The organism is Candidatus Nitrosotalea okcheonensis, from assembly GCF_900177045.1.
Taxonomy (GTDB): Archaea; Thermoproteota; Nitrososphaeria; order Nitrososphaerales; family Nitrosopumilaceae; genus Nitrosotalea; species Nitrosotalea okcheonensis.
Genome location: NZ_LT841358.1, coordinates 191,173 through 210,296, shown reverse-complemented (window position 1 = coordinate 210,296; position 19,124 = coordinate 191,173). Strand labels below are relative to the sequence as shown.

Annotated in this window: 20 protein-coding genes; 5 read left to right on the top strand and 15 right to left on the bottom strand. The window is 37.3% G+C overall.

What is annotated here, in order from left to right:
- Window positions 1–199 precede the first annotated feature (199 nt).
- Together BQ3481_RS01300 and BQ3481_RS01295 are read right to left on the bottom strand one after the other, a co-directional pair.
- Window positions 200–865: an Ntn hydrolase family protein gene (locus tag BQ3481_RS01300; protein ID WP_157926612.1), complete on the bottom strand. Its 666-nt coding sequence runs from the start codon at window positions 863–865 to the stop codon at window positions 200–202.
- On the bottom strand, window positions 866–1,441 hold the full coding sequence (locus BQ3481_RS01295; RefSeq protein ID WP_157926611.1) for an Ntn hydrolase family protein: 576 nt from the start codon (window positions 1,439–1,441) through the stop codon (window positions 866–868). It lies immediately after the preceding gene.
- A 539-nt stretch (window positions 1,442–1,980) separates the two neighbouring features.
- Between BQ3481_RS01295 and BQ3481_RS01290 the strand changes: the two genes are divergently transcribed.
- Entirely contained in the window at window positions 1,981–2,511 is a 531-nt protein-coding gene (locus BQ3481_RS01290; RefSeq protein ID WP_157926610.1) for a hypothetical protein, read from the top strand.
- On the opposite strand, the gene BQ3481_RS01285 is transcribed toward BQ3481_RS01290, so the two are convergent.
- From BQ3481_RS01285 to BQ3481_RS01270, 4 genes are all read right to left on the bottom strand, one after another.
- Window positions 2,508–3,332 carry a hypothetical protein gene (locus tag BQ3481_RS01285; RefSeq protein ID WP_157926609.1) on the bottom strand — a complete coding sequence of 275 codons (825 nt, stop codon included), beginning with the start codon at window positions 3,330–3,332 and terminating at the stop codon, window positions 2,508–2,510. The genes BQ3481_RS01290 and BQ3481_RS01285 overlap by 4 nt on opposite strands.
- 120 nt (window positions 3,333–3,452) lie before the next feature.
- The gene (locus tag BQ3481_RS01280; protein WP_157926608.1) at window positions 3,453–4,787 is read right to left on the bottom strand and encodes a hypothetical protein; all 1,335 of its coding nucleotides are present in this window, start codon (window positions 4,785–4,787) and stop codon (window positions 3,453–3,455) included.
- A complete protein-coding gene (locus BQ3481_RS01275; protein WP_157926607.1) occupies window positions 4,771–5,271 on the bottom strand; it encodes an ArsR family transcriptional regulator in 501 nt (166 codons plus the stop codon). The genes BQ3481_RS01280 and BQ3481_RS01275 overlap by 17 nt, the downstream gene beginning before the upstream one ends.
- Before the next feature lie 106 nt (window positions 5,272–5,377).
- A complete protein-coding gene (locus tag BQ3481_RS01270; protein ID WP_157926606.1) occupies window positions 5,378–5,551 on the bottom strand; it encodes a hypothetical protein in 174 nt (57 codons plus the stop codon).
- Between the two features lie 66 nt (window positions 5,552–5,617).
- Here BQ3481_RS01270 and BQ3481_RS01265 point away from each other — a divergent pair, with 66 nt between their 5' ends.
- Window positions 5,618–6,961 carry a DDE-type integrase/transposase/recombinase gene (locus tag BQ3481_RS01265; RefSeq protein WP_157926605.1) on the top strand — a complete coding sequence of 448 codons (1,344 nt, stop codon included), beginning with the start codon at window positions 5,618–5,620 and terminating at the stop codon, window positions 6,959–6,961.
- A 2-nt stretch (window positions 6,962–6,963) separates the two neighbouring features.
- Here the strand turns inward: BQ3481_RS01265 and BQ3481_RS01260 are convergent, their stop codons facing one another.
- The 6 genes from BQ3481_RS01260 to BQ3481_RS01235 all read right to left on the bottom strand — a co-directional run bounded on the left by BQ3481_RS01260 (window position 6,964) and on the right by BQ3481_RS01235 (window position 13,116).
- Window positions 6,964–7,245 (bottom strand): hypothetical protein, encoded by a 282-nt coding sequence (locus tag BQ3481_RS01260; protein WP_157926604.1) that lies wholly within the window; start codon window positions 7,243–7,245, stop codon window positions 6,964–6,966.
- A gap of 578 nt (window positions 7,246–7,823) precedes the next feature.
- Entirely contained in the window at window positions 7,824–8,654 is an 831-nt protein-coding gene (locus tag BQ3481_RS01255) for an NAD-dependent epimerase/dehydratase family protein (protein ID WP_157926603.1), read from the bottom strand.
- Entirely contained in the window at window positions 8,651–9,523 is an 873-nt protein-coding gene (locus tag BQ3481_RS01250; RefSeq protein WP_157926602.1) for an aldo/keto reductase, read from the bottom strand. Before BQ3481_RS01250 ends, BQ3481_RS01255 begins: the two co-directional genes overlap by 4 nt.
- A gap of 265 nt (window positions 9,524–9,788) precedes the next feature.
- Window positions 9,789–10,175, bottom strand: coding sequence for a hypothetical protein (locus tag BQ3481_RS01245; protein ID WP_157926601.1), 387 nt, complete (start codon window positions 10,173–10,175; stop codon window positions 9,789–9,791).
- Between the two features lie 27 nt (window positions 10,176–10,202).
- The gene (locus BQ3481_RS01240) at window positions 10,203–11,297 is read right to left on the bottom strand and encodes a hypothetical protein (protein ID WP_231911820.1); all 1,095 of its coding nucleotides are present in this window, start codon (window positions 11,295–11,297) and stop codon (window positions 10,203–10,205) included.
- A 79-nt stretch (window positions 11,298–11,376) separates the two neighbouring features.
- Complete coding sequence (locus tag BQ3481_RS01235; RefSeq protein ID WP_157926599.1) at window positions 11,377–13,116, bottom strand: hypothetical protein; 1,740 nt, start codon at window positions 13,114–13,116, stop codon at window positions 11,377–11,379.
- A 696-nt stretch (window positions 13,117–13,812) separates the two neighbouring features.
- On the opposite strand from BQ3481_RS01235, the gene BQ3481_RS01230 reads away from it, so the two are divergent.
- Entirely contained in the window at window positions 13,813–14,064 is a 252-nt protein-coding gene (locus BQ3481_RS01230) for a hypothetical protein (protein WP_157926598.1), read from the top strand.
- Window positions 14,065–14,081: 17 nt separating this feature from the next.
- Here the strand turns inward: BQ3481_RS01230 and BQ3481_RS01225 are convergent, their stop codons facing one another.
- Window positions 14,082–14,603 (bottom strand): PEFG-CTERM sorting domain-containing protein, encoded by a 522-nt coding sequence (locus BQ3481_RS01225; RefSeq protein WP_157926597.1) that lies wholly within the window; start codon window positions 14,601–14,603, stop codon window positions 14,082–14,084.
- A gap of 152 nt (window positions 14,604–14,755) precedes the next feature.
- Here BQ3481_RS01225 and BQ3481_RS01220 point away from each other — a divergent pair, with 152 nt between their 5' ends.
- Together BQ3481_RS01220 and BQ3481_RS01215 are read left to right on the top strand one after the other, a co-directional pair.
- Window positions 14,756–15,613: a hypothetical protein gene (locus tag BQ3481_RS01220; protein WP_157926596.1), complete on the top strand. Its 858-nt coding sequence runs from the start codon at window positions 14,756–14,758 to the stop codon at window positions 15,611–15,613.
- 46 nt (window positions 15,614–15,659) lie between these two features.
- Window positions 15,660–16,991 carry a hypothetical protein gene (locus tag BQ3481_RS01215; RefSeq protein WP_157926595.1) on the top strand — a complete coding sequence of 444 codons (1,332 nt, stop codon included), beginning with the start codon at window positions 15,660–15,662 and terminating at the stop codon, window positions 16,989–16,991.
- Here the strand turns inward: BQ3481_RS01215 and BQ3481_RS01210 are convergent, their stop codons facing one another.
- Entirely contained in the window at window positions 16,992–17,522 is a 531-nt protein-coding gene (locus tag BQ3481_RS01210; RefSeq protein ID WP_157926594.1) for a hypothetical protein, read from the bottom strand. It lies immediately after the preceding gene.
- 331 nt (window positions 17,523–17,853) lie between these two features.
- On the bottom strand, window positions 17,854–19,113 hold the full coding sequence (locus BQ3481_RS01205) for a PKD domain-containing protein (RefSeq protein ID WP_157926593.1): 1,260 nt from the start codon (window positions 19,111–19,113) through the stop codon (window positions 17,854–17,856).
- Between the last annotated feature and the right edge of the window lie 11 nt (window positions 19,114–19,124).

Sequence of the window (19,124 nt, the reverse complement as noted above, 5' to 3'; positions counted from 1 at the left end):
CAAACACCTGTTTCTTATCGGCGATGGATAAACAACCCCTAAAAAGATTATCCACCCACCAAGGATAGGGCATAATAGATTAGGAGATCAACTCATATCAACACTTGATGCATAGAGCAGTCAGCTAATGTCCTTGTGATCATATCTGAATCTATTGAACATTTTTTGGTTTTAAAAAAAGAAAAATAGTGACTGGATTCTAGATTTTGTCTGTGCGTATCTTACGAAACGCTTTTCCAGGTTCAACTATTCCTGTTTCAACTATGGGTTTTTCCCCGAGAGATTTTTCAATTGCCTTTCTGCCGAGTTCTATGGCTTGGTCCAACTTCATATCCTTGTTGTACTCTTTTGTTATTACATCAAGTGCAATATCGGATGCCTGACCTATTGCAAACCCAGAACCTCTAAAAAAAGTCCCGCTTGGGTCTACTTGATACAACTGGATCCCAGTCTGGTCTTCGCCTACGATTATCACTGATGCGGCCTGTGGCCTTACTGCGTATGTTGTATAGTTGTGGAGAAAGCTACTGAGGTGCTTTGCTAGGGAATCTACGTCTATTGGTGTCTCATATGTAAGTCGATGTTTTTGTGATTCTAGCCGTAATGTGTCAATTAGCTGCAGAATGTCTCCAATGTATCCAGCACCTGTCGCACCAATATGGAAATCAATTGGAAATATTTTCTCAGAAGGCTCCATTAATGGGTGTGTTGGTTTTATCTGGCTTGCAATCATTGCAAAGTTTGGCGTCTTGATTCCAATGGTTGTAGAACCTCTACTTACAGCCTCCAGAGCACTGTCTACAAGAACAAGTCTTCCCTGTGGGCCATAAAATGGAAATCTGTTGCCATTTTGGTTTTCAGACATTTATGTCACTGCCTCCTTTTGCAAGTTCTGTATGGCCAAAATGTCTATGCCGTTTCCAGAACCTGGATCTCTCTCCATTGCGGCAGATACTGCACGTGATGCAATCTCGCTTGCTTGACTGTTTGTTATATTTTTGTTGTACAAGCTCTCAAGTACACCATATGCAATAGGAGAGCCCGACCCCGAAGATGCAAAATCTTCCTCGGTGATTGCTCCGCTCATATCTGCTGCAAAAACATGTGCGCCATCTCTGTCTACTCCTGCAACCAGTAATTCTACATAGTATGGTTGGTAGTTTCTAAGACCCGAATAGGCAATGTTTGCAATCAGTCTAGTAGCCTCTTTTATGGTCAAGGAGAACCCCCGCCTCAATTCTATGAGCCTTCGTTCTGCTTTTGCTACTTTGATGATGTGCTCTGCATCTGAGAGCTGTCCTGCAATTGCGACAGCCAGCGTATCATCTACCTTTGCAATTTTTTGTACTATTTTTGATCCGATGAAAAAGCCTTTGCTTGCTCTCTTGTCTGATCCTAGTACTATCCCGTCTTTTGTCTTAATTCCGACTATTGTTGTCATGGTGTTAACACGGCACTTGGGAATTAATTGACTAGTGATGATGAAAACTAGTCACTCTTAACAAATAAGGGTACTGTTACTTTATAGGTTGTTTAAGCCTCATTTTTAGGAATGAACAACCGATAAAGAAACATCGCCGTATTTTGGACACCGTTACATCTTAGGTCGATTTCAGGATTTTGGATTGACTGTTACGAAAGGGTGATTAGTTGTTACGTAAGGGAGATGGTTTCACAGCACTAAAATAATTTTATTGAGGAATAGACTTGGCTATTGTTTGAAGTTGTGCTAAGGAATTGGGTAAAATTTGAGGCTTATAGATAATAATTCTTCTTGGGGGAATGCGAGATCTCATTTTCACCTACAGGCAACTAGGCTAGAGACCCTTTCTTTAATAAAAGCAAAAATAATGGTTTACTTAAAATGTATTATGTTAATTTTTTCCTTTCATCAATTTGACCTTCCTACTTTTTTCGTAACTGAAACAGAAGATTTATAGCTCCGATTGTGGTAAATGAAATGGATCATAAATGCCACAGTTGGATGAGATCGGAGCATGGGCAAGTATATTTGGAATAATTCTTGGTATTATTGCAATTGCATTAACTATTGTAATTTATAGACGAACAGGAAATATACAGAAAAAACAATTAGAAAATGCAGAAGGTTTGTACGTGGTAAAAACGCAAGATTATTTGCGAAAAATCCAAAATCATTTTGATCAGATTTTTAAAACTATTGAAAAACGTAAATTGGATAATGATGAAGATAAACAACTAATCACACAAGAACTTAATCTCTACTTTAGAAAATATCATGGAGATATGATAAAATTATTACAGAATAGTGAAAGAAGTCTTGAATTATGGGTAAACCTAGATCATGTTGTAAGAGACAAATTTGATAAAGTGATTTCTAATTTTGATTGGTTAATTACAACGTTCTTTCCGTTGAACGTAGATAATGACGATATGCGGACAACAATCTGGACTACTGAATATAATATGTTTTTAGAAAAAAAATACGATATTGACAGCATATTGAAAAAAGAATTAAAGGCAGAAAATTAACCGATACCTAATACATCCTTACAAGTCTGTGTAATGAAAATCACCCAATGTCTTGGAGATGGATCAGCAGTGCATTCGTATCTCGCATCTTCGTACATGGTCATATGATGTGCATGTGTTGATTCAGTTTCCATTATTCCATTACAACGATAGATTGCCATAGTTGGGTCAAAAGAATCGGAGTCATCCAGATTCTGTTTGAAATCGGAACGTTTCGAAACACATCGGGGATCATTTTCCTTTCGATGCATGTTGTTTTCTTCTCTTTTTTCACCCTCATGATCATCTATCCGAATAAAATACCATACTACATCGGTCATGATGTTTTTATATTCAATTTTTTGAGAACCAGCTACTTTCATAGGAGGTCCGTCTCTTTTTATTTTATTTACTAATGCAAACATTTCTTTTGTTTTTATAGGAATAACAGAAATGTACGATATATCACCACTAAGAAATTGAACGATGATATCTCTTGCCTCATTTCTTAATTTTTCAGGTCCTCCTCCTATGATTATAATTTTATATTTAGATGAAATATAAAAAAAGAAATTTTGCCACGCATCTTCATAAGTGTATTCATCATTAGCCAGATTTAGTTTTCGAAAATACTGATGTTGAATGAATCCCATGGTACCATTTTCATCACTCTCATCAAAGTCTTTTATTATAGTCTGGAGTTTATCCAGATGATTTACGTTATTCTCTTTATACATTTTTAGAATTGGTCTTGTTATGGTTTTTTTAGTACCAAACTTTTCTCTTATTGTAGCTTTACTTGGTGCATATTCATATTTAAAAACCTGAATTGCCTTGACCAACTACAGTTAGGTTTTAAATCTTATATTTAAAAACGATCTCTAATTACAGTACACATTACTTCTAGATCAAATCTTCTTACAATTTGCAACTTCAAAGCATGTCTTATCTTAATTTAATTATTAATATGTAGGAATAAAATCTTTAAACTTCCGTAGATTTACTGCATCTTCCATTATTTCATTTCTAGTCTTTTCAATTTCATGTGATTGAATAAAAGTTCGTATTTCACTTACAAAAGAATTCCATGTCAAAAGATAATGTTTCTTTGTGTAAGGATTCCAATTATCTTTGATAATTAAATTTGGTTTGGTTTGAATTTCGTTACATGCGGGACAGTTATCCATTATTGTATCAGCATTGAGTTTGACCATTTCCATAGTTTCGCTGTGAGTAAGATGAACTTTTAGTTTAGGATGAAACCATTGAGAGTGTGCATGTTCCTTAGGTCGTCCAAATATGCCATCTTTGTCTAATCCTCTTACTGACGTTGAGATAGAGTCACTACACGCAACTAAAGTTGGATATGCGTGATATCCTGTTTCCAAATTGAAAAATAATCTTTCAGGATCACTTCTTTTAATCAGATCTACTTCTCTGAGTAAACCGACATAATTGTTGAATGCGGTATAATTGTTTGGCTGGAATAGATCAAGATTTTTTATTTTAATTATTGTTATTTTTGATGGATTATCAGTTATGTAATTAATTATTCCTTTAATTATTTTTGTTTCAGAAAGTGCTTCAAAAGCAAGAAGAAAATAAGTGGCTACTGAATCTACTTTTTTAATGGCTTTTGCTTTGTCGTTCACTGTTATTGTAGCTTGAAGCATCTCATCGGTATCATCAATCACAGGACATGATGGAATGAAGTAGTCGGCACCACATTTCTGTTCAATATCGAAATAATTAGCAATTAGCCTAACCAAGCTCGATGGATCATCATTCATTGAAGATAACCAAAATTTGCGATAACGAGCCGTTTTCCATAATTTGAAATCTTTTAGTTGTTCTTTTGTTATCGCTTTTTTCCCTCTAGTATTAACTTCTCTAGCATATTGTTTTACTAACAAAGGGGTAAGATCGCTTTCTAGAATATCTTTGAACCGCCATTCGTATTTCATGTATTCAGTATATGGGTCTACACCGATGACAGTATTTTGTAGGAAACTATTTGAAACAGGATTTAAATTCATATCTAGTTGTTTTTCAGATGTTCGGATTAATGGGGCAATAGTTTTTTCTGCTACAAAATATGGAATAGTGATTGAACCTAAATGCTCTGTCTTGTAATTCAATCTTAAATTATAAAATAATTCATAATCTGAATGACTCTTAAGTTGAACACAAAAATTTGGAGTTTCGAGTACTTTTCGTCTTATAGTACTTTTTGTAATACGAGCACATCTATCACGCTCTACTTCTTTAATTGAAATTTCGCTAGGGTTTTGGCTCACTTTCCATCGCCTTTGCTGAAAAAGAATGCAATTGTTCTATAAAAGAGATAAGATTAATTCCTTTGATCATGATCGCACCTTTTACAACCTCGCCTTTTAGAGGATCTAATTCAATTTCTTTAACATAGAAATATTTTCCACCTTCATTTTCAACTACTGAAAAAGTGTATGTAGTATTTCCTTTTTGTTTATGAAACTGTTTTTCTTCCTTAATGACGCCTATAGGATAATAAAAGGCAATTTTAACATCGCCCATCTCTTTTGTTACTTTTCTAGCTTCACGTAAAGCCACAAGTTTTTCAAGATGTTTAGCTACCGTCGGTCTCGACATTTCTAGGTCTTTACATATTTGTGAAATTGATATTCCTTCAGAATTGTTGTTTAAAACTTGAGTTATTGCATTAACTACAGTTTCCGATTTTTTATCCGGAGCAAATTTGAGCATTTCATTTCTTTCTAATTTGTAGATTTTTTCTGTTTGCATTGTTACTATACATAGTTACATGGTACTATAAATATGTATAGTAACTATATATAGTTCTTAGCCCTGATAAGAGGGATGATTACTATTGATAGCTACAATCAACACATTATGCCTTTACATGCTTTCTTTTTTCGATAATGACCGCTTTTCCTTCTATTCTAGCAATCAACTCCTCACTCGGTTCAAAAGGAAATGCACTATCCGTTACAAAGTCACTTGGTAGATTGATGCTATGCCTTGATCCTACCTTGTATATTTTGATCTTAGTCTCATTCACCATGTACATACATCAGTATATCATATCGTATATAAAAATTTATATACATACGGTGGTATATACTAAGGTATGATAGACAATTCAAGAAATGAAAAAGGAATCCAAATCCTTTCTGAGGGAAGCCACATCAGAAAGATAACAAAGAATCACTATTCAGTAGATTCACAATCACAAAACAAGACTTACAGTATAAGAAAACTTCAAGATTCTGACACATGGACTTGCGACTGTCCTGATTTCCTATACAACCTAACAAGAAAGGACGATAAGAGATGCAAGCATATCATAAGTTGCCAATTACTTGTAAATACAGTACAGAATGAAAAGAAAATTGAACGAGTCGAAAGGGCAAAGATATGCCAAAGATGCTATTCAAGCACCATAATAAGAAATGGATTTAGAATTGTCAAAAACGGTACAAAGCGACAGAGATATTCTTGTCTACAATGCAACTACAAATTCACTCTAGGTGAGAATGGCTTCTCAAAGGTAAGTTCAGATCCAAAAATAATCACAGAAGCGTTGAACCTCTTTCTATCTGGGATGTCTTATAGAAACATTGCAAGGCATATCAAGTCAGTCCATGACATGTCGATTAGTCATGTTGCAATAAACCGATGGATGAGAAAATACATGGATATAATCAAGGAATATGTTGAAACTCTTAATCCACTAGTAAGCGATGTATGGTCACTAGATGAAATGATGCTCAACGTAAAAGATACTCAAAAAACTGGAAAAGGCTTCTATGATTGGGTATGGACTATCATAGATCCAAAAACGAGATTTGTAATTGCTACAGAAGTATCAAAGAAACGCAAGGTAGAAGATGCAAGAAATATCATAGCAAAGGGAAAAAAGGTTTCAAACCCAAGTTATGTAATTACAGATTCGCTCAACTCCTACCAGCAAGCAATCAGAACAGAACTTGATGCAAGAAAGACAGCACATATCAAGACAAAATCCCTCTCAGATGGCTTTCAAAACAGACCTATTGAGAGATACCATAATGAAATCAGAGAGAAACTAAAGACTAGACGTGGTTTGGGAAATGATGAATCTGCTCAAAAATTTGCAGAAGCATACATGACATATCACAACTATGTCAGACCTCATGAAGGGTTAGGAAATATCACTCCTGCCGAAGCCTCAGGAATCAATCTAAACTTGGGACATGACAAGATCAAGGATCTAATCACCAAAAGTGTAGAATCTAAAAGTAACTTTGCAGTTCAACTAGGAAAAAGAATTGATAAAGTAAACATTGTGAACGAGAAGGATTCCATCAAGGTAACATGCAAGGGATGGATGGAAAAACAGACTTGGAGAGAGATTAACGACATTCTAAAACTGAGTGGTTTTAACTGGCTGTCCAATGGAAAGGATAGTTGTTGGCTAAAACTACTCTCCTAAATTTATTCACTTAATTTTTGCATGAATTTTACTAAACGTTGATCATCATCCACAATACCGCCAAATTCTTTTCTGATCTTTTCCACTATCGAGATATAGTCATGGTCGAACACTTCCTTGAGGGCAAAGTTCAAGACATCAGGGTTTTTGTAACAGTCAGAAAAATTAAGGTTGTGGGCTTCAAGTATATTGCTTATTTTGGCATGAGCATCAAACCCGATATTCATGAGAATTTTTTCAACAATTGAGGCTACGACGTCCCCCAACATTTCATCGCTATCCATAACTCTCCCCATTCATCTAAAAGGTATTCGACCTCTATTAATTGAATATTGTATGGAGTGATTTTTTGAACAAGCTAAAGCTATTCAGTAACCGAAGGAACAGTCATCCTCCCAAGATTTACTAGTGTATAAATTCACTATCTCCCTAACGTAACACCCAATCACCCTTTCGTAACAGTCCATCCAAAATCCTGAAATCAACCTAAGATGTAACGGTGTCGTATTTTGGACTCTGTTCAATCTTAGGGGTTTTTCTTTGTGATGTTCAATTAGGGGTTTGAAGTGTTAATTTAGGGAGATGATTAATGGATAACCTTAATTCAAAATACAAGTAAAACTATACTGCTGATTGAAAAAGATTTGTAAAATATGACACTGGTAATTCCTCGGATGATCAACATGACCCCTAACCAACAAACTTACTATTTATGTCGATCCAGTCCCAAATTATGCACTTGGCTATTGCATCAAATACAATAAGCGATGCAACTAAAGCTTGGGAGGATACGAATCTAGGTGTAGCGTAATATCATGACCATCTGTGAAGGCGACCAGTGCATTTGCTAATATAATGATTTTTATCGGCGTGCGAATTTGGGAATCCAACCTAGCTTCTTTATCTTCTCATTAGAAAGTCCAGACTTATTGCCCTTTATGGATTGAGCCATGTCTTCAAGTGTAGGGTTTATCTTCGGGAGAAGTTCGCTGAGTGGCATGTTAGAGGTGCTGTCATCTGCACATACGTTGTAGATTTCATACCTAGGAATGTCTGTCTCTAAAAGCAATCTAAATGCTTTTGTCAAATCCCGTACATCCACATACGCGAAAGTGTTGAACTTATCGAGAGGGAATCCCCTCCCCGCAATGAATCCCTTGTGACCCGTGTAATCCTCCGGCTTGACTATCCATGGCGGACGAATGACTGACGTGCTCATGATGCCCTTATCCGAGAAGCTCTGTGCTATCTCCTCGTTAACCTTCTTGGAAAGTCCGTAGGGGTCTTGGGGGCGCAGAGGATGATTCTCGTCTATGGGAAGATAGTTCGGCAGGAATTCTTTCTCTCCGAAGAAGAAGCCATATGCCGCTTCGCTGCTAGTCGAGATAACTTTTTTAATGCCTAATTTTCTTGCTGCTTCGTGGACATTGAACGTTCCCGTTACGTTGGATTTGAACACAAGCTCGGGAGGATCGTAGGCGGGAGAGGAAATCGCCGCGACATGAATCACTGCATCCCCCCCCCCCCCCTTCAAAGATTCAAGACAGTTCTCAATATTCATATAATCTCCAACATGTGATTCAACGTCAGGATTCGCTACTCTGTCGAACACCAACACGTCATGGTCGTATTTCAATTCATTGACAAGGTACGAGCCGAGAAATCCGGCTCCGCCCACTATAACAACTTTCATATCAATACTAATGCCTCTTTTGGAGTATTTGAGTAAAGTATTTCTTTTAATTGCTCAAGACTGCGGACGCCGATTATGACCGAATCGACGAGAGGATTGGAAAGTACCCATCCTATAGCTAATTGTGATGGAGTGATGCTAAACTTCTGGGCTATTTTTGCTACTTTCTTTCCCATTTTTATATTCTCTGGTGTTATTTTGGGGATGAATCCTGCTTCACGAGGATTAGCACCAGAAAATTGTGCCGCACGCATTCCTTCTCTCACTCCCTCGGAATACTTGCCCGTTAGGATTCCACCTGCAAGGGGGCTATATGTTGCAATCTTGATTCCTTCTTTCTTCGCCAAAGGAAACAGAACATTCTCTGCACCACGTTCTATTAAATTATAGACGGACTGGATTGTCCCGAATCGAGTGATGTGATTTTTCTTTGATATGTCAAGCGACTCTTCCAATTGTTCTGCGGAGAAGTTTGAACAACCAACTGACAATATCTTTCCCTCAAATATCATTTTGTCGAAGGTTTTGAGCGTCTCTTCCAATGGGACCATCTTGTCCCAATTATGGGCATAGTACACGTCCACATAGTTCGTCTGTAACCGTCTCAGGGAATCTTCTATTGCCTCCTCCATATGTCTACGCGAGAGACCGGAACCCATTGGTGCCGGGTTGCCGACTTTGGTAGAAAGAATCACATTGTCTCTCCTTCCTTTCAACGCTTTCCCTACAATCTCCTCTGATCCGTAGGAGTTTGCGGTATCTATCGCTTTGATACCTTGGGAGAGAGCATAATCTATTATTTCCAGAGCCTCTGTCTCAGGAACAGCGGAGCCGAAGTTCGCAGTACCAAGAACAAGTCTATCCTTCATATGTTTTGTATGTGCTTCCGCTACTAATTCCTTTTTCGTAGTCTTCTACCATCCTGTTACGCTTTACTTGCTCTTCTTCAAGGAGAGTGTTGGTGGTGCTGCTTGATTGATTTCATAGCTATTTAGATCGTACCACCCGAACTTTTACCAGTGTCATATTTTACAAATCTTTTTCAATCAGCAGTATAGTTTTTACTTGTATTTTGAATTAAGGTTATCCATTAATCATCTCCCTAAATTAACACTTCAAACCCCTAATTGAACATCACAAAGAAAAACCCCTAAGATTGAACAGAGTCGTATTTTGAGTGGTGTAATTTGAAGACTGTAAGAGTGTGTTAACTGGATAATCGTTGTAGATTGTTTGGTTATAATCATTTAATGTTACTATGAATTTAGTATCGTTATAGTCAACCATTGTTGTTCTTGTATGGTTTGAGCTAATAGTTGGTACAAAATTTATTGCTACATGTATTACCCAACTATCAGAATAACCACTTCCAGGAAATTTCTTTTCCAGTTTAGAGCATGAATCTGATTGATCTTTTGAAAATACAGGATTTACTGTAACATACTCTTGTGCAAAGACTTGAAATGGTGAAAAGAAAACAAACACAAATGATATTATGATTATTGCAAAATACATTTTCATTTTGTATTTGTACTGGAGAGGCATAGTTTAAAAAACTGGTGTAGAATTTACCCTCTTTTTATTTGACATAAAGATGCTTACAAACACTGGTACCAGAATCACTTGTCTTGCAATGGCAATCCACTGGACTGGGCTTGATATATCCCATGAAGCTAGACCTGCTCCTTGAAATGCAGGCAAGAGTAGAATTATCAATGCATCCAAAGTACTTGCAACAATAAAAAGCAGATATCTTGTTTGGACTAGAGCAAAAAAAGGAAGCAAGAGAATCATGTATTGTGGCGGAAACTTGTAGCTTGTCAATACAAATGCAAGAAGAGCTAAAAAGCATGCCTGCCAAACATTGAATCTTTTTTTAGAATAGATGATAGCAAGCAAAGCCGCAAGCAATCCTAGCGATACATATTGCCTTTCTGGAAATTCAGTACCAAAGATCACAAGCCAGCTGTCTTCAGCATGCCAGGAATTTTGAAACGCATATGAATATAGAAAGCCTCCAAAGTTTTTTAACATAAAGTAGATGTTTGGTCCAAGCCATGCCAAAAACGCAACACAGAGAAATCCTGCCTTTTGTTTCCAAGATTTGAATTCCCGCAAGATAAACGGAACGCATACAATTGGTATGATTCTTGTTGCAATTGCCAGTCCCATAAATCCGCCAGAAATATACGCCTTGTTTTTCTGGCAACAATATATTGATAGTAATAACAGTCCAATTCCTATCCAATCAAAACTGTAAATTGAATAAACAACAAAAACAGGTGTCAAAATTACATAGTAGATTATCTTGTTTCTTGGCTGGTTTGTGATTAGAAGAATCTTGTCAAGAACACATACGCTAACTAGAACAAACCCGAGTGTTATCAGAGATATTGTGATATAATATCCCAAAATATTGTGCCATTGAGCGGACAGATACAACACAAGACCAGAAATTGCAGGATATTCTAGGTTGTAATCTGTATATGGTACCTGATATCCGTGTATCTCAGGTCTTGAAGTCCAAAAATATGATACATCATCATATACTTTTGATGGCAAAAGTGGATAGTGTAGAAGAAACGATAACAAGAAAGTTATAACTGCAATTATTATAACATGCTTGAAACTGAGAACTTTCATTTAGTTGAATTTACAATCTTTACACTCGTTACTAAATGATTTTGCTAGATTGATAACAAAAAGAGTTTGGAGGTGGTTTTCATTTTTCTTCTCCAACAAGTAACTTGATTTCATCTTTATAGTATGTAAGACCGGCTTGTGGACCTAAATGGTTGCTAAGAATTGTGATGTCATTTTCTGCATAAGTACCACCATACCTTGTTGGGATTTTCTCATAGATTTCTTCATTCCCATCAGAGAATTTGATATCAACTGTTGTCATGCCTCCAGATATGGTTTTCATCAATCCGTCTGGAAAACTAAATGTGACATTTTGAAACTTGATTGACTCTCCAGATTGTAATTGATCAATGGTGTGCTCAAGTGTAAGCTGATAAAAAGTTTGGTTGTTTATAGAAACCATGGTTCTGTCTTGTTTATCTATTCCTGCATAAGAAGAGTTTGTAAGTACAATCTTTGGATTCATACGTGGATCAAAATGTGGTTTAATCCATCCAAGGTGTTCAAGTCTTGACAGTGTGGAAGGTTTGACACATGAAACGGTCTTGTTGTCAGGATGCAGTATTTTATCAAATCCGTCATCGCATTTGATTTCATTTGTAGACATTCCAATGTTAATTTGTTTTAGCGGTGGCCAGTTTGCAATTGTTTGAGTATTACAAGATTGTGGTATGTTGTCACCATGAAGTGGGAAGCTTGTAGATAAAAGATAAAACCATGCCAAATCTATCTTGTGATCTCCTGAAAATGGAATAGAATACTCAAAGAAACAATCGGTAGTTTTTGTATCAGGTTTAAAGTGCTGTACTTTTACAAGATCATACGCGTCTACTAGTACGATTGGCGATGTATCTCCGTATTGTGGCCCCTGTTTAGGCTGATTTGTATATGGATAGTTGCGTGGAAATTTGATATCAAGTGTTGCGTTACCAGTGCTGTGAACCTCTGCTGAAAGTATCCCTCGTTGGCCCTTAAACTCGCTTACAGTTCCGTTTGTTATCTTGTATTGAAAGACAAAGATCTGAGTAGGTTTTTTTGGAAATGAATTATCAAAGCTTCCTAACATATAGTAATTATTCCAATTTTCTGCGTTGTTATACACAGTATCCTGTACACCAATCTCAATTTTCTTAGAAGTTTGTGAAGACAAGAGAGGAATGTTTATCGTATAATAGCATAGATTACAGGTTGTGGTTTCATTTTTTGGGTTGTGCTCTTCAATCTTGGCATCTGCTTTCTTTCCATCAATTGTTACTGTAGTATCTGTCAAAAGTGCCCTTGGAACCAGTACATTTAGAACTGTTTCGTTTTTCCACAGACCATCAGCAATCATGGTAATTTTCTTTTTTTGTTCGTCATATTTTTCTGACAGGCATACACCCTCACCATAATTTGCAGTGATTACGTATCCTGTTCCATTAATTGTTGATGCGTTTAACAAGTCAGCATTTCCAGCATTTCCCAAGTTGTATCCGCCCCATGAATTTTTAAGACCGCATGTTGTTGGTTCGTCACACACTACATTGAAATTGAATTTTTGTCCTGTTTCCGGATCTCTTGTATCTCCAACGCTGATCAATGGACATCCAAGATATGCTGATATCTTGAAGTATTTGCCATGATACTTGCATGCTTGAATTGGCGTATTTTGTATGTCTAATGCTTGCGTTATGATGCCATTTATGACGTTGCAACCATTTTCAGAAATGGTTCCGTCTATGACTACATGCGGAATCGCATTATCAGCAAATACAAGATTATTTGTGATTATGATACATGCACTGACAATTACAATTATGAAATAGTATGGAGTTTTCATTTTAATTATTTATAACTTGTACCGTATACAATATTAAAAATTGCTCTGTCGACTAACTCCTAAACTAATCAAGATATCGCCATAATGGTGTCTTCTATCACATGCTCACGAACTTGTTATACAATGCTACCTTCAGCTGCAACTCCTTTTCCATGTTCTGCCGCTTGTGAGCCATCACGTGCTCACCAAAGATCTCTTCAGTACGGAGAAGATATATTCTGCTATCCATCGCTTTCCATCGCTCACACTGTCCTTCCAGTAATTGTGCCTTTCAATCTGTGATATCATAGATACTTTCCTCTGATAGCAACACCTGCTGGTAACTGGTCAGAGGTACTCTGATCCAAAGCTTGTCTGGTACAGAAAATTAGATCAGAAAATCAGTTAGAAGCGGAGTTAGTCGACAAAGAAAAAACTATTGTGGAATAGCATACAATGTCGCATGATACCATATTATACGAGTGAGAGATTTTTCATATCAAGAATATTTCAAAAGTTATAAGTGCAAAGAAAAGAATGAAAACATGTCTAAAAAGAATAAAGAAAAAGAAGACTTTCTAGATGAACCTTCTGAGAACAATGATGATACAGACGAATTCTTGGATGACGAATTTGAAGAAGAATTGGATTCTGAAAAATCTTGAATTACATCAAATAGGACAATCACTTAAAAGTAAGAAATGACTATCACAAATAATGAATGATGCCCAGCATAATTCTCAGATTGAAACGATTGCCGCAATCATAGTTAAAGACGGGATCTCGTTGGATGAGCAAGAGGAAAAAAAATTAAAAAAATATCACGACTTGGTAAAAAAACAATTTCATTTGCAAGATGAGCTTGCAATAGAGTTGGTAAATGAAGCATTTTTGTATCTAAAGCTCAAGGGTGCAGAATCTGCAGATCCTCTTCAACATGGAGATCAGTTTGGTGCAGGATTCAGCTAAGAGAGATCGTACGTTTTCTAGGCAAACTTGAGGCGGGTTTTTGTAGATATTGCAACTATTGAAATTATTGCCATAATAAGCACCACGGAGGATAATGCACCAAACTCTGGAACCACCTGTGTACCAATCACCTCTACCTGTTCAGTGTTTTTTGGAATAAACACGGTTATTGTTCTGTCAGTACTAGTTTTGTGTTCTGTAAAATCAGTGTCTGCACCATCCACTAGAACAAAGAACTGATCATCGTTTGTACCATTTTTTGCATCAATTAGTGCTCTTGGAAGAGTCAGAGTCAGGTTTCCATCATCAGATGATTGAAGAAACACCACAAGAGATGTATCTGAAGAACTAATTGACATGTCACTGACTATTGCACCCGTTATGGAATACGGCACCTGAAATGACTGCCCACTTTGTGCATCTTTTATCAAATATTGCGATGATGTTTGCGCAAAGACTGGTGCAACACCCATTGAAAAGACAAGGCAAATAATTATAACATAAGAGTATGATTGCATAGATTCTTTTTTACCAAGCATTATTTGACCTTTGCTAGGGATGGATATTGTTTAGAGAGTTGAAAAGCAAATATCATGTACAGAGAGATTTGTCAAGTTTATTTTTGAGAAAACAGGTCATTTTCTTTTTAATTCCAGTGTTATTATTTTGCATCATTGTTTCAGATAATCAAGTGTCAGCATATGTACAAAATAACCAAGTGTCAATCATCAATGTCAGATATGCAAACAATACATCGACAGGATACACCGTTCTTGTAAACAATGGCCAGAACTATACAGTTTTCCAACAACATTCATGGACGACAGATAATGGCAGATACAATTTGTATTCGTACTCCATTGATAACAGTCAGGCAGTTCCAATCAACAGGACAGCCGGTGGAAATTTCACCCTGAATGTAATCGCTGACAGAAATCACTCCCTGACATTTTTTGCAGTACACCAATTTGAAATAGCTATACATGGAGATAACAATGTAACTTTTGTTCCACCATCTCCCACAGGCGACAGCTGGTTTGATGTTGGCACACATGTACAATTTGTGGTACCTCATGTGATACAATCCGACAATCAATATACAAGACAGATACTTGACGGATGGTCACTTGATAACCCAGACATAAACGTCATCCCAAGGCAGGAATCAGGCATTTTCATGTCCCCCCAAATCCACATGTCTAGTATGCACGAGATTGGTCTAGAGTACAAGACCCAATATTACATCAAGGTCATTTCAAATTTCGGACGGGTATTGGGAACAGGATGGTATGATTCAGGTGCGATCGTAGATGTAAGTGTCATTCCAGGAAACAACATTCTTGTAAACCACGTATTTTCGGGGTGGCAAGGAACTGTCATAGGAAATTCGGATCACGAGTCTGTAGAGACAATAGCGGACTCACCAAAGGTTATGGTGGCCAACTGGTCTGAGGATTATACCAATGTCTCCATAATTAGCATAGTCATAGTTGCAGTTTTAGTTTCGCTGACAATTTACCAAAAAAGGAAACCTCTTTCTAAAACATGATTGGAATTCGAGCGAGAACTTAAAACCATCAGTTTCAATTACCAACATGTTGCTACAGAATCAGGATCCAGTAGCCCTACGTGAAGAGATTCAAAGAATCATGGTAGCTAATGGCTTTAAGCGAGAGTGTTACTCCAAGATCCTAGATTATACAATAAACCTATTCGAATCAAAGGGTCTCGGTATAGAGTATTATGGATACCACAATATTATTCACGAATTAGAAGTGACCTATGTCACGCTGCTTGCAGCCCAGTCCGAGAACACCAGAAGTATTCTAAGACCCGAAGACTTTCCATATCTTTTTGTTGCATCACTATTCCATGATTATGATCCGCAAAAAAAGGTGGACAAGCCACATGAAGAGGACGCTGTAAAATTTGTCATGACAGACGAGAAATTAGATTCTTTATTAAGAGATGCAAGCATTGATAAGAATTTGATTGCAGTACTAATCCATAGAACCACATACCCTTGGAGTGGAGAGATAAAAGAGGCCACAGAGAAAAAAATCGAAGATTGTCTTAACTTGTCAGAAATTACAAGAGACGACAAAGACAAGAGAGAGCATTTTAAGAAGGTAGGTTGGTTTCTCTCAGTTACAGACAGGATAGCAGGATATACTCTTGGCGACTTTGCAAAAGCACTAGAGATGGCACAAAAAAACGCCCACGCATTGGCATGGCATCCATATTACATTGTCAGAAGATCTGTTGCATATTTCGAGGATCTACTCAATAATGATGCAGAGATGTATCAGAGCGTCCTGCAGTCACTTCCAAAAGACATGAGAAAACATTTTACAAACAATGTACTATCATTTATGAAACTACGGGAACAAGAAATAGAGATTGAGGGATCTCTAGTTTATGACAATACCAAATTTTTTGCAGTAATAGAACCCATGTCAAACAGACAAGAACACGGATTCGTAGACATATTATCAGAGATACATAAACAGTTGCCAAAGCCACTTCAATTCAAAAAAGATGAGTTTGTAGAATCAGTCATGGCAAAAGATACCATACTTAATACACTAAGGCTTGGAAGTGACGATGGTCCAGTCATAGGATTCACAAAAGGAGGGCCCTTGGAAACATACAAGCTCAGACCAGAGATAAATGACGTAAACTATGGACTCAAAAATACTGCATTTATGGAACCACTCGCAATCAGAATGGGATATTGGGGACAGAGAGGTGGAAGAGAAATGAGATTGTTGTTTAATATGCAGGTACAGTCAAAGGGATACAAGTATCTCACAAGCTTTGCATTACGCGATGTAATTGCAAGCAGAATTGAAAGAAACGAGCAGATTGAATTTGTAAAACAATTTGACCCAGAGCGCTGGGATTATTATCGTGTAGTTTTACAATAGCTACTTTGAAATTTTTCTAGACATGATGAACTTGGCAAGATGTATTGAACCAATAAATGGCCATGACGACAACAATACCAAGAATCCAAGCCAGACAACCATGCCATAATTAAAGTAATTTGCAACCAGATTCAAGGGAAATACGTAAGATATCAAACTATCAGATACAAAGCCTGACAGCATGGGTTGCAGATAGGTTTGACATGCGTTCCATCCTACAAATACGGTAAAAAAGAACAAGACAGCCTTTCTTCCCACATATTTTTCAAATCCTTTTCTTTGCATTTGCTGAATTTTTTGATGTAACTCCTTTATTTCATCTGACAATCGGCCTATCACAAGTTCAGTATTTTGCTGATAGGAATCTTTTGGACTGAGGTATAGTGGCACCATCATTTGTAGATAATTTTGATCAGAGTCTGTAAGTGGTCTGCCCTTTTGCAGCAGATCAAGAAGATATTCTAGTCTACCCCGGTCGCCTTTACCAAGAAGTAAGATTTGTTGGATTGCTCCAATTAGATCATCTGACAACAGTTTGGACAAAAGTTTACCCAGATAAAAGCGATAGCACTTCAAGAAAATTTGTATCGTTGCCATTCCCGCGAGTTCGAAAGGGGTTTTATTCATCTAGTTTAGTTCTGTGTTGTTTTCTCATCGATTTAGTTCATGATTTTTGAGTGCCAACAACCGAATCAGTCTATTCTTTACCCATAATTCCGTCAAAAAGTATTAAGACTAGCCACAAGATGCTTTTTTAACTCTCCATCCACGTACGTTTGGCCATCTACAAATGGACTAGTAACATGTCCAAATCAATCAAATACAATCCAAAAAAACCTATTGTAGAAAAAACCCTACAGGTTTACTTGATTGTAATTACAGCGTTCGGTGGTGATGACGGATTGACCACTGTAACATGTACCACTGCGGCATCTTTTCCAAATGAATTGCTCACTGTATTAGAGAATGTCATATCCATTGACTGACCAAGTGGTACATCAGGGGCAGTAAAGACTGGTTTTGCAGTGTTTGCATAAAGTAACTGTACTGGTTCACCCGAGATTTGCATCCAAGAGAATTGCAAGTATCCACCTGTACTGTTTGTACCATCAAGTTGTACTTGACTTGCAGTATTAACTACTTGGTCTGGACCTGCATTTGCGACCGGTGGATTACCTGGTTCTGGGTATGCGGCATAAACATATTGTTCACAGTTCCCTACAATTGAACCACCTTGATTAAGTGTTAATTGAAATGCAAATACACTTCCACCTGAACCAGATGGCAGGGATACTGTTGGTGAAACATCTGTTGTAGATGAAATTTGAAGTGGCATTCCAGAGACTTGGTTCCATTGATATGTCAATGGAGCATTAGATGGGTTGTCAATTGATTCTGCAAGAGTTGCACTACCGCCCTCATGTGATCTAATTATTGGACCGCAGCTCAGTGATGCAAGCTTGTACGCAGATGCACTGATGACATGAACTAAAACAGAATCAGAGCCTACACCACCATATGGATCAGTTGCAGTAATTGTAAAGTGCAAAGTGGAGTTATTACCAGAATTAATCACAGGTGCGGTAAATAGAGTGGTAAGATCAGTTGGGTTAGACAAGGTTACATTAGATCCAGCATCCTGAGTCCACGCATAAGTCATGTTGTCACCATCTGGATCAGTGGCAGATGCCATCAAAGTCATAGGACTTCCTTCCATCACGGTCAATTCATGATCAGTGGTTACCACTGGAGGATGATTTATGTGAATAACATGTAATGTAAATGCAGTAATACTTGTAAGTCCCTGAGGATTTGTCACAATTAACGAAAACTTGAGATCTTTTACCTGACCTGGATCAACTGCCGGAGTTGTAAAAGTAATATCAGCATCAGAGGTAGATGACAGAGTTACAGGTTCACCAGACAACTGCTGCCAATGGTATGAAATAGCTTGAAAGTGTGGATCAGTCGAGTCTGCACCAGACAATGTAATACTTGTTTGTTCATTTACGGTAGCCTCGCTAGTTTTGGTTGTTCCAGTTGCAGCATATGCTGATACTGAAGATATTGTCAAGGAGAGCAACATAACTGCCAATACTGAGAAAAGTACTTTGGAATTCAACTTGTGTGTTC

What these genes read in the sequence shown, in the direction of transcription:
- BQ3481_RS01300 (WP_157926612.1), bottom strand. Translation starts at nt 865, where the DNA reads ATGTCTGAAAACCAAAATGGCAACAGATTTCCATTTTATGGCCCACAG.
- BQ3481_RS01295 (WP_157926611.1), bottom strand. Translation starts at nt 1,441, where the DNA reads ATGACAACAATAGTCGGAATTAAGACAAAAGACGGGATAGTACTAGGA.
- BQ3481_RS01275 (WP_157926607.1), bottom strand. Translation starts at nt 5,271, where the DNA reads ATGCAAACAGAAAAAATCTACAAATTAGAAAGAAATGAAATGCTCAAA.
- BQ3481_RS01270 (WP_157926606.1), bottom strand. Translation starts at nt 5,551, where the DNA reads ATGGTGAATGAGACTAAGATCAAAATATACAAGGTAGGATCAAGGCAT.
- BQ3481_RS01265 (WP_157926605.1), top strand. Translation starts at nt 5,618, where the DNA reads ATGATAGACAATTCAAGAAATGAAAAAGGAATCCAAATCCTTTCTGAG.
- BQ3481_RS01260 (WP_157926604.1), bottom strand. Translation starts at nt 7,245, where the DNA reads ATGGATAGCGATGAAATGTTGGGGGACGTCGTAGCCTCAATTGTTGAA.
- BQ3481_RS01255 (WP_157926603.1), bottom strand. Translation starts at nt 8,654, where the DNA reads ATGAAAGTTGTTATAGTGGGCGGAGCCGGATTTCTCGGCTCGTACCTT.
- BQ3481_RS01250 (WP_157926602.1), bottom strand. Translation starts at nt 9,523, where the DNA reads ATGAAGGATAGACTTGTTCTTGGTACTGCGAACTTCGGCTCCGCTGTT.
- BQ3481_RS01245 (WP_157926601.1), bottom strand. Translation starts at nt 10,175, where the DNA reads ATGAAAATGTATTTTGCAATAATCATAATATCATTTGTGTTTGTTTTC.
- BQ3481_RS01240 (WP_231911820.1), bottom strand. Translation starts at nt 11,297, where the DNA reads ATGAAAGTTCTCAGTTTCAAGCATGTTATAATAATTGCAGTTATAACT.
- BQ3481_RS01235 (WP_157926599.1), bottom strand. Translation starts at nt 13,116, where the DNA reads ATGAAAACTCCATACTATTTCATAATTGTAATTGTCAGTGCATGTATC.
- BQ3481_RS01230 (WP_157926598.1), top strand. Translation starts at nt 13,813, where the DNA reads ATGAATGATGCCCAGCATAATTCTCAGATTGAAACGATTGCCGCAATC.
- BQ3481_RS01225 (WP_157926597.1), bottom strand. Translation starts at nt 14,603, where the DNA reads ATGCTTGGTAAAAAAGAATCTATGCAATCATACTCTTATGTTATAATT.
- BQ3481_RS01215 (WP_157926595.1), top strand. Translation starts at nt 15,660, where the DNA reads ATGTTGCTACAGAATCAGGATCCAGTAGCCCTACGTGAAGAGATTCAA.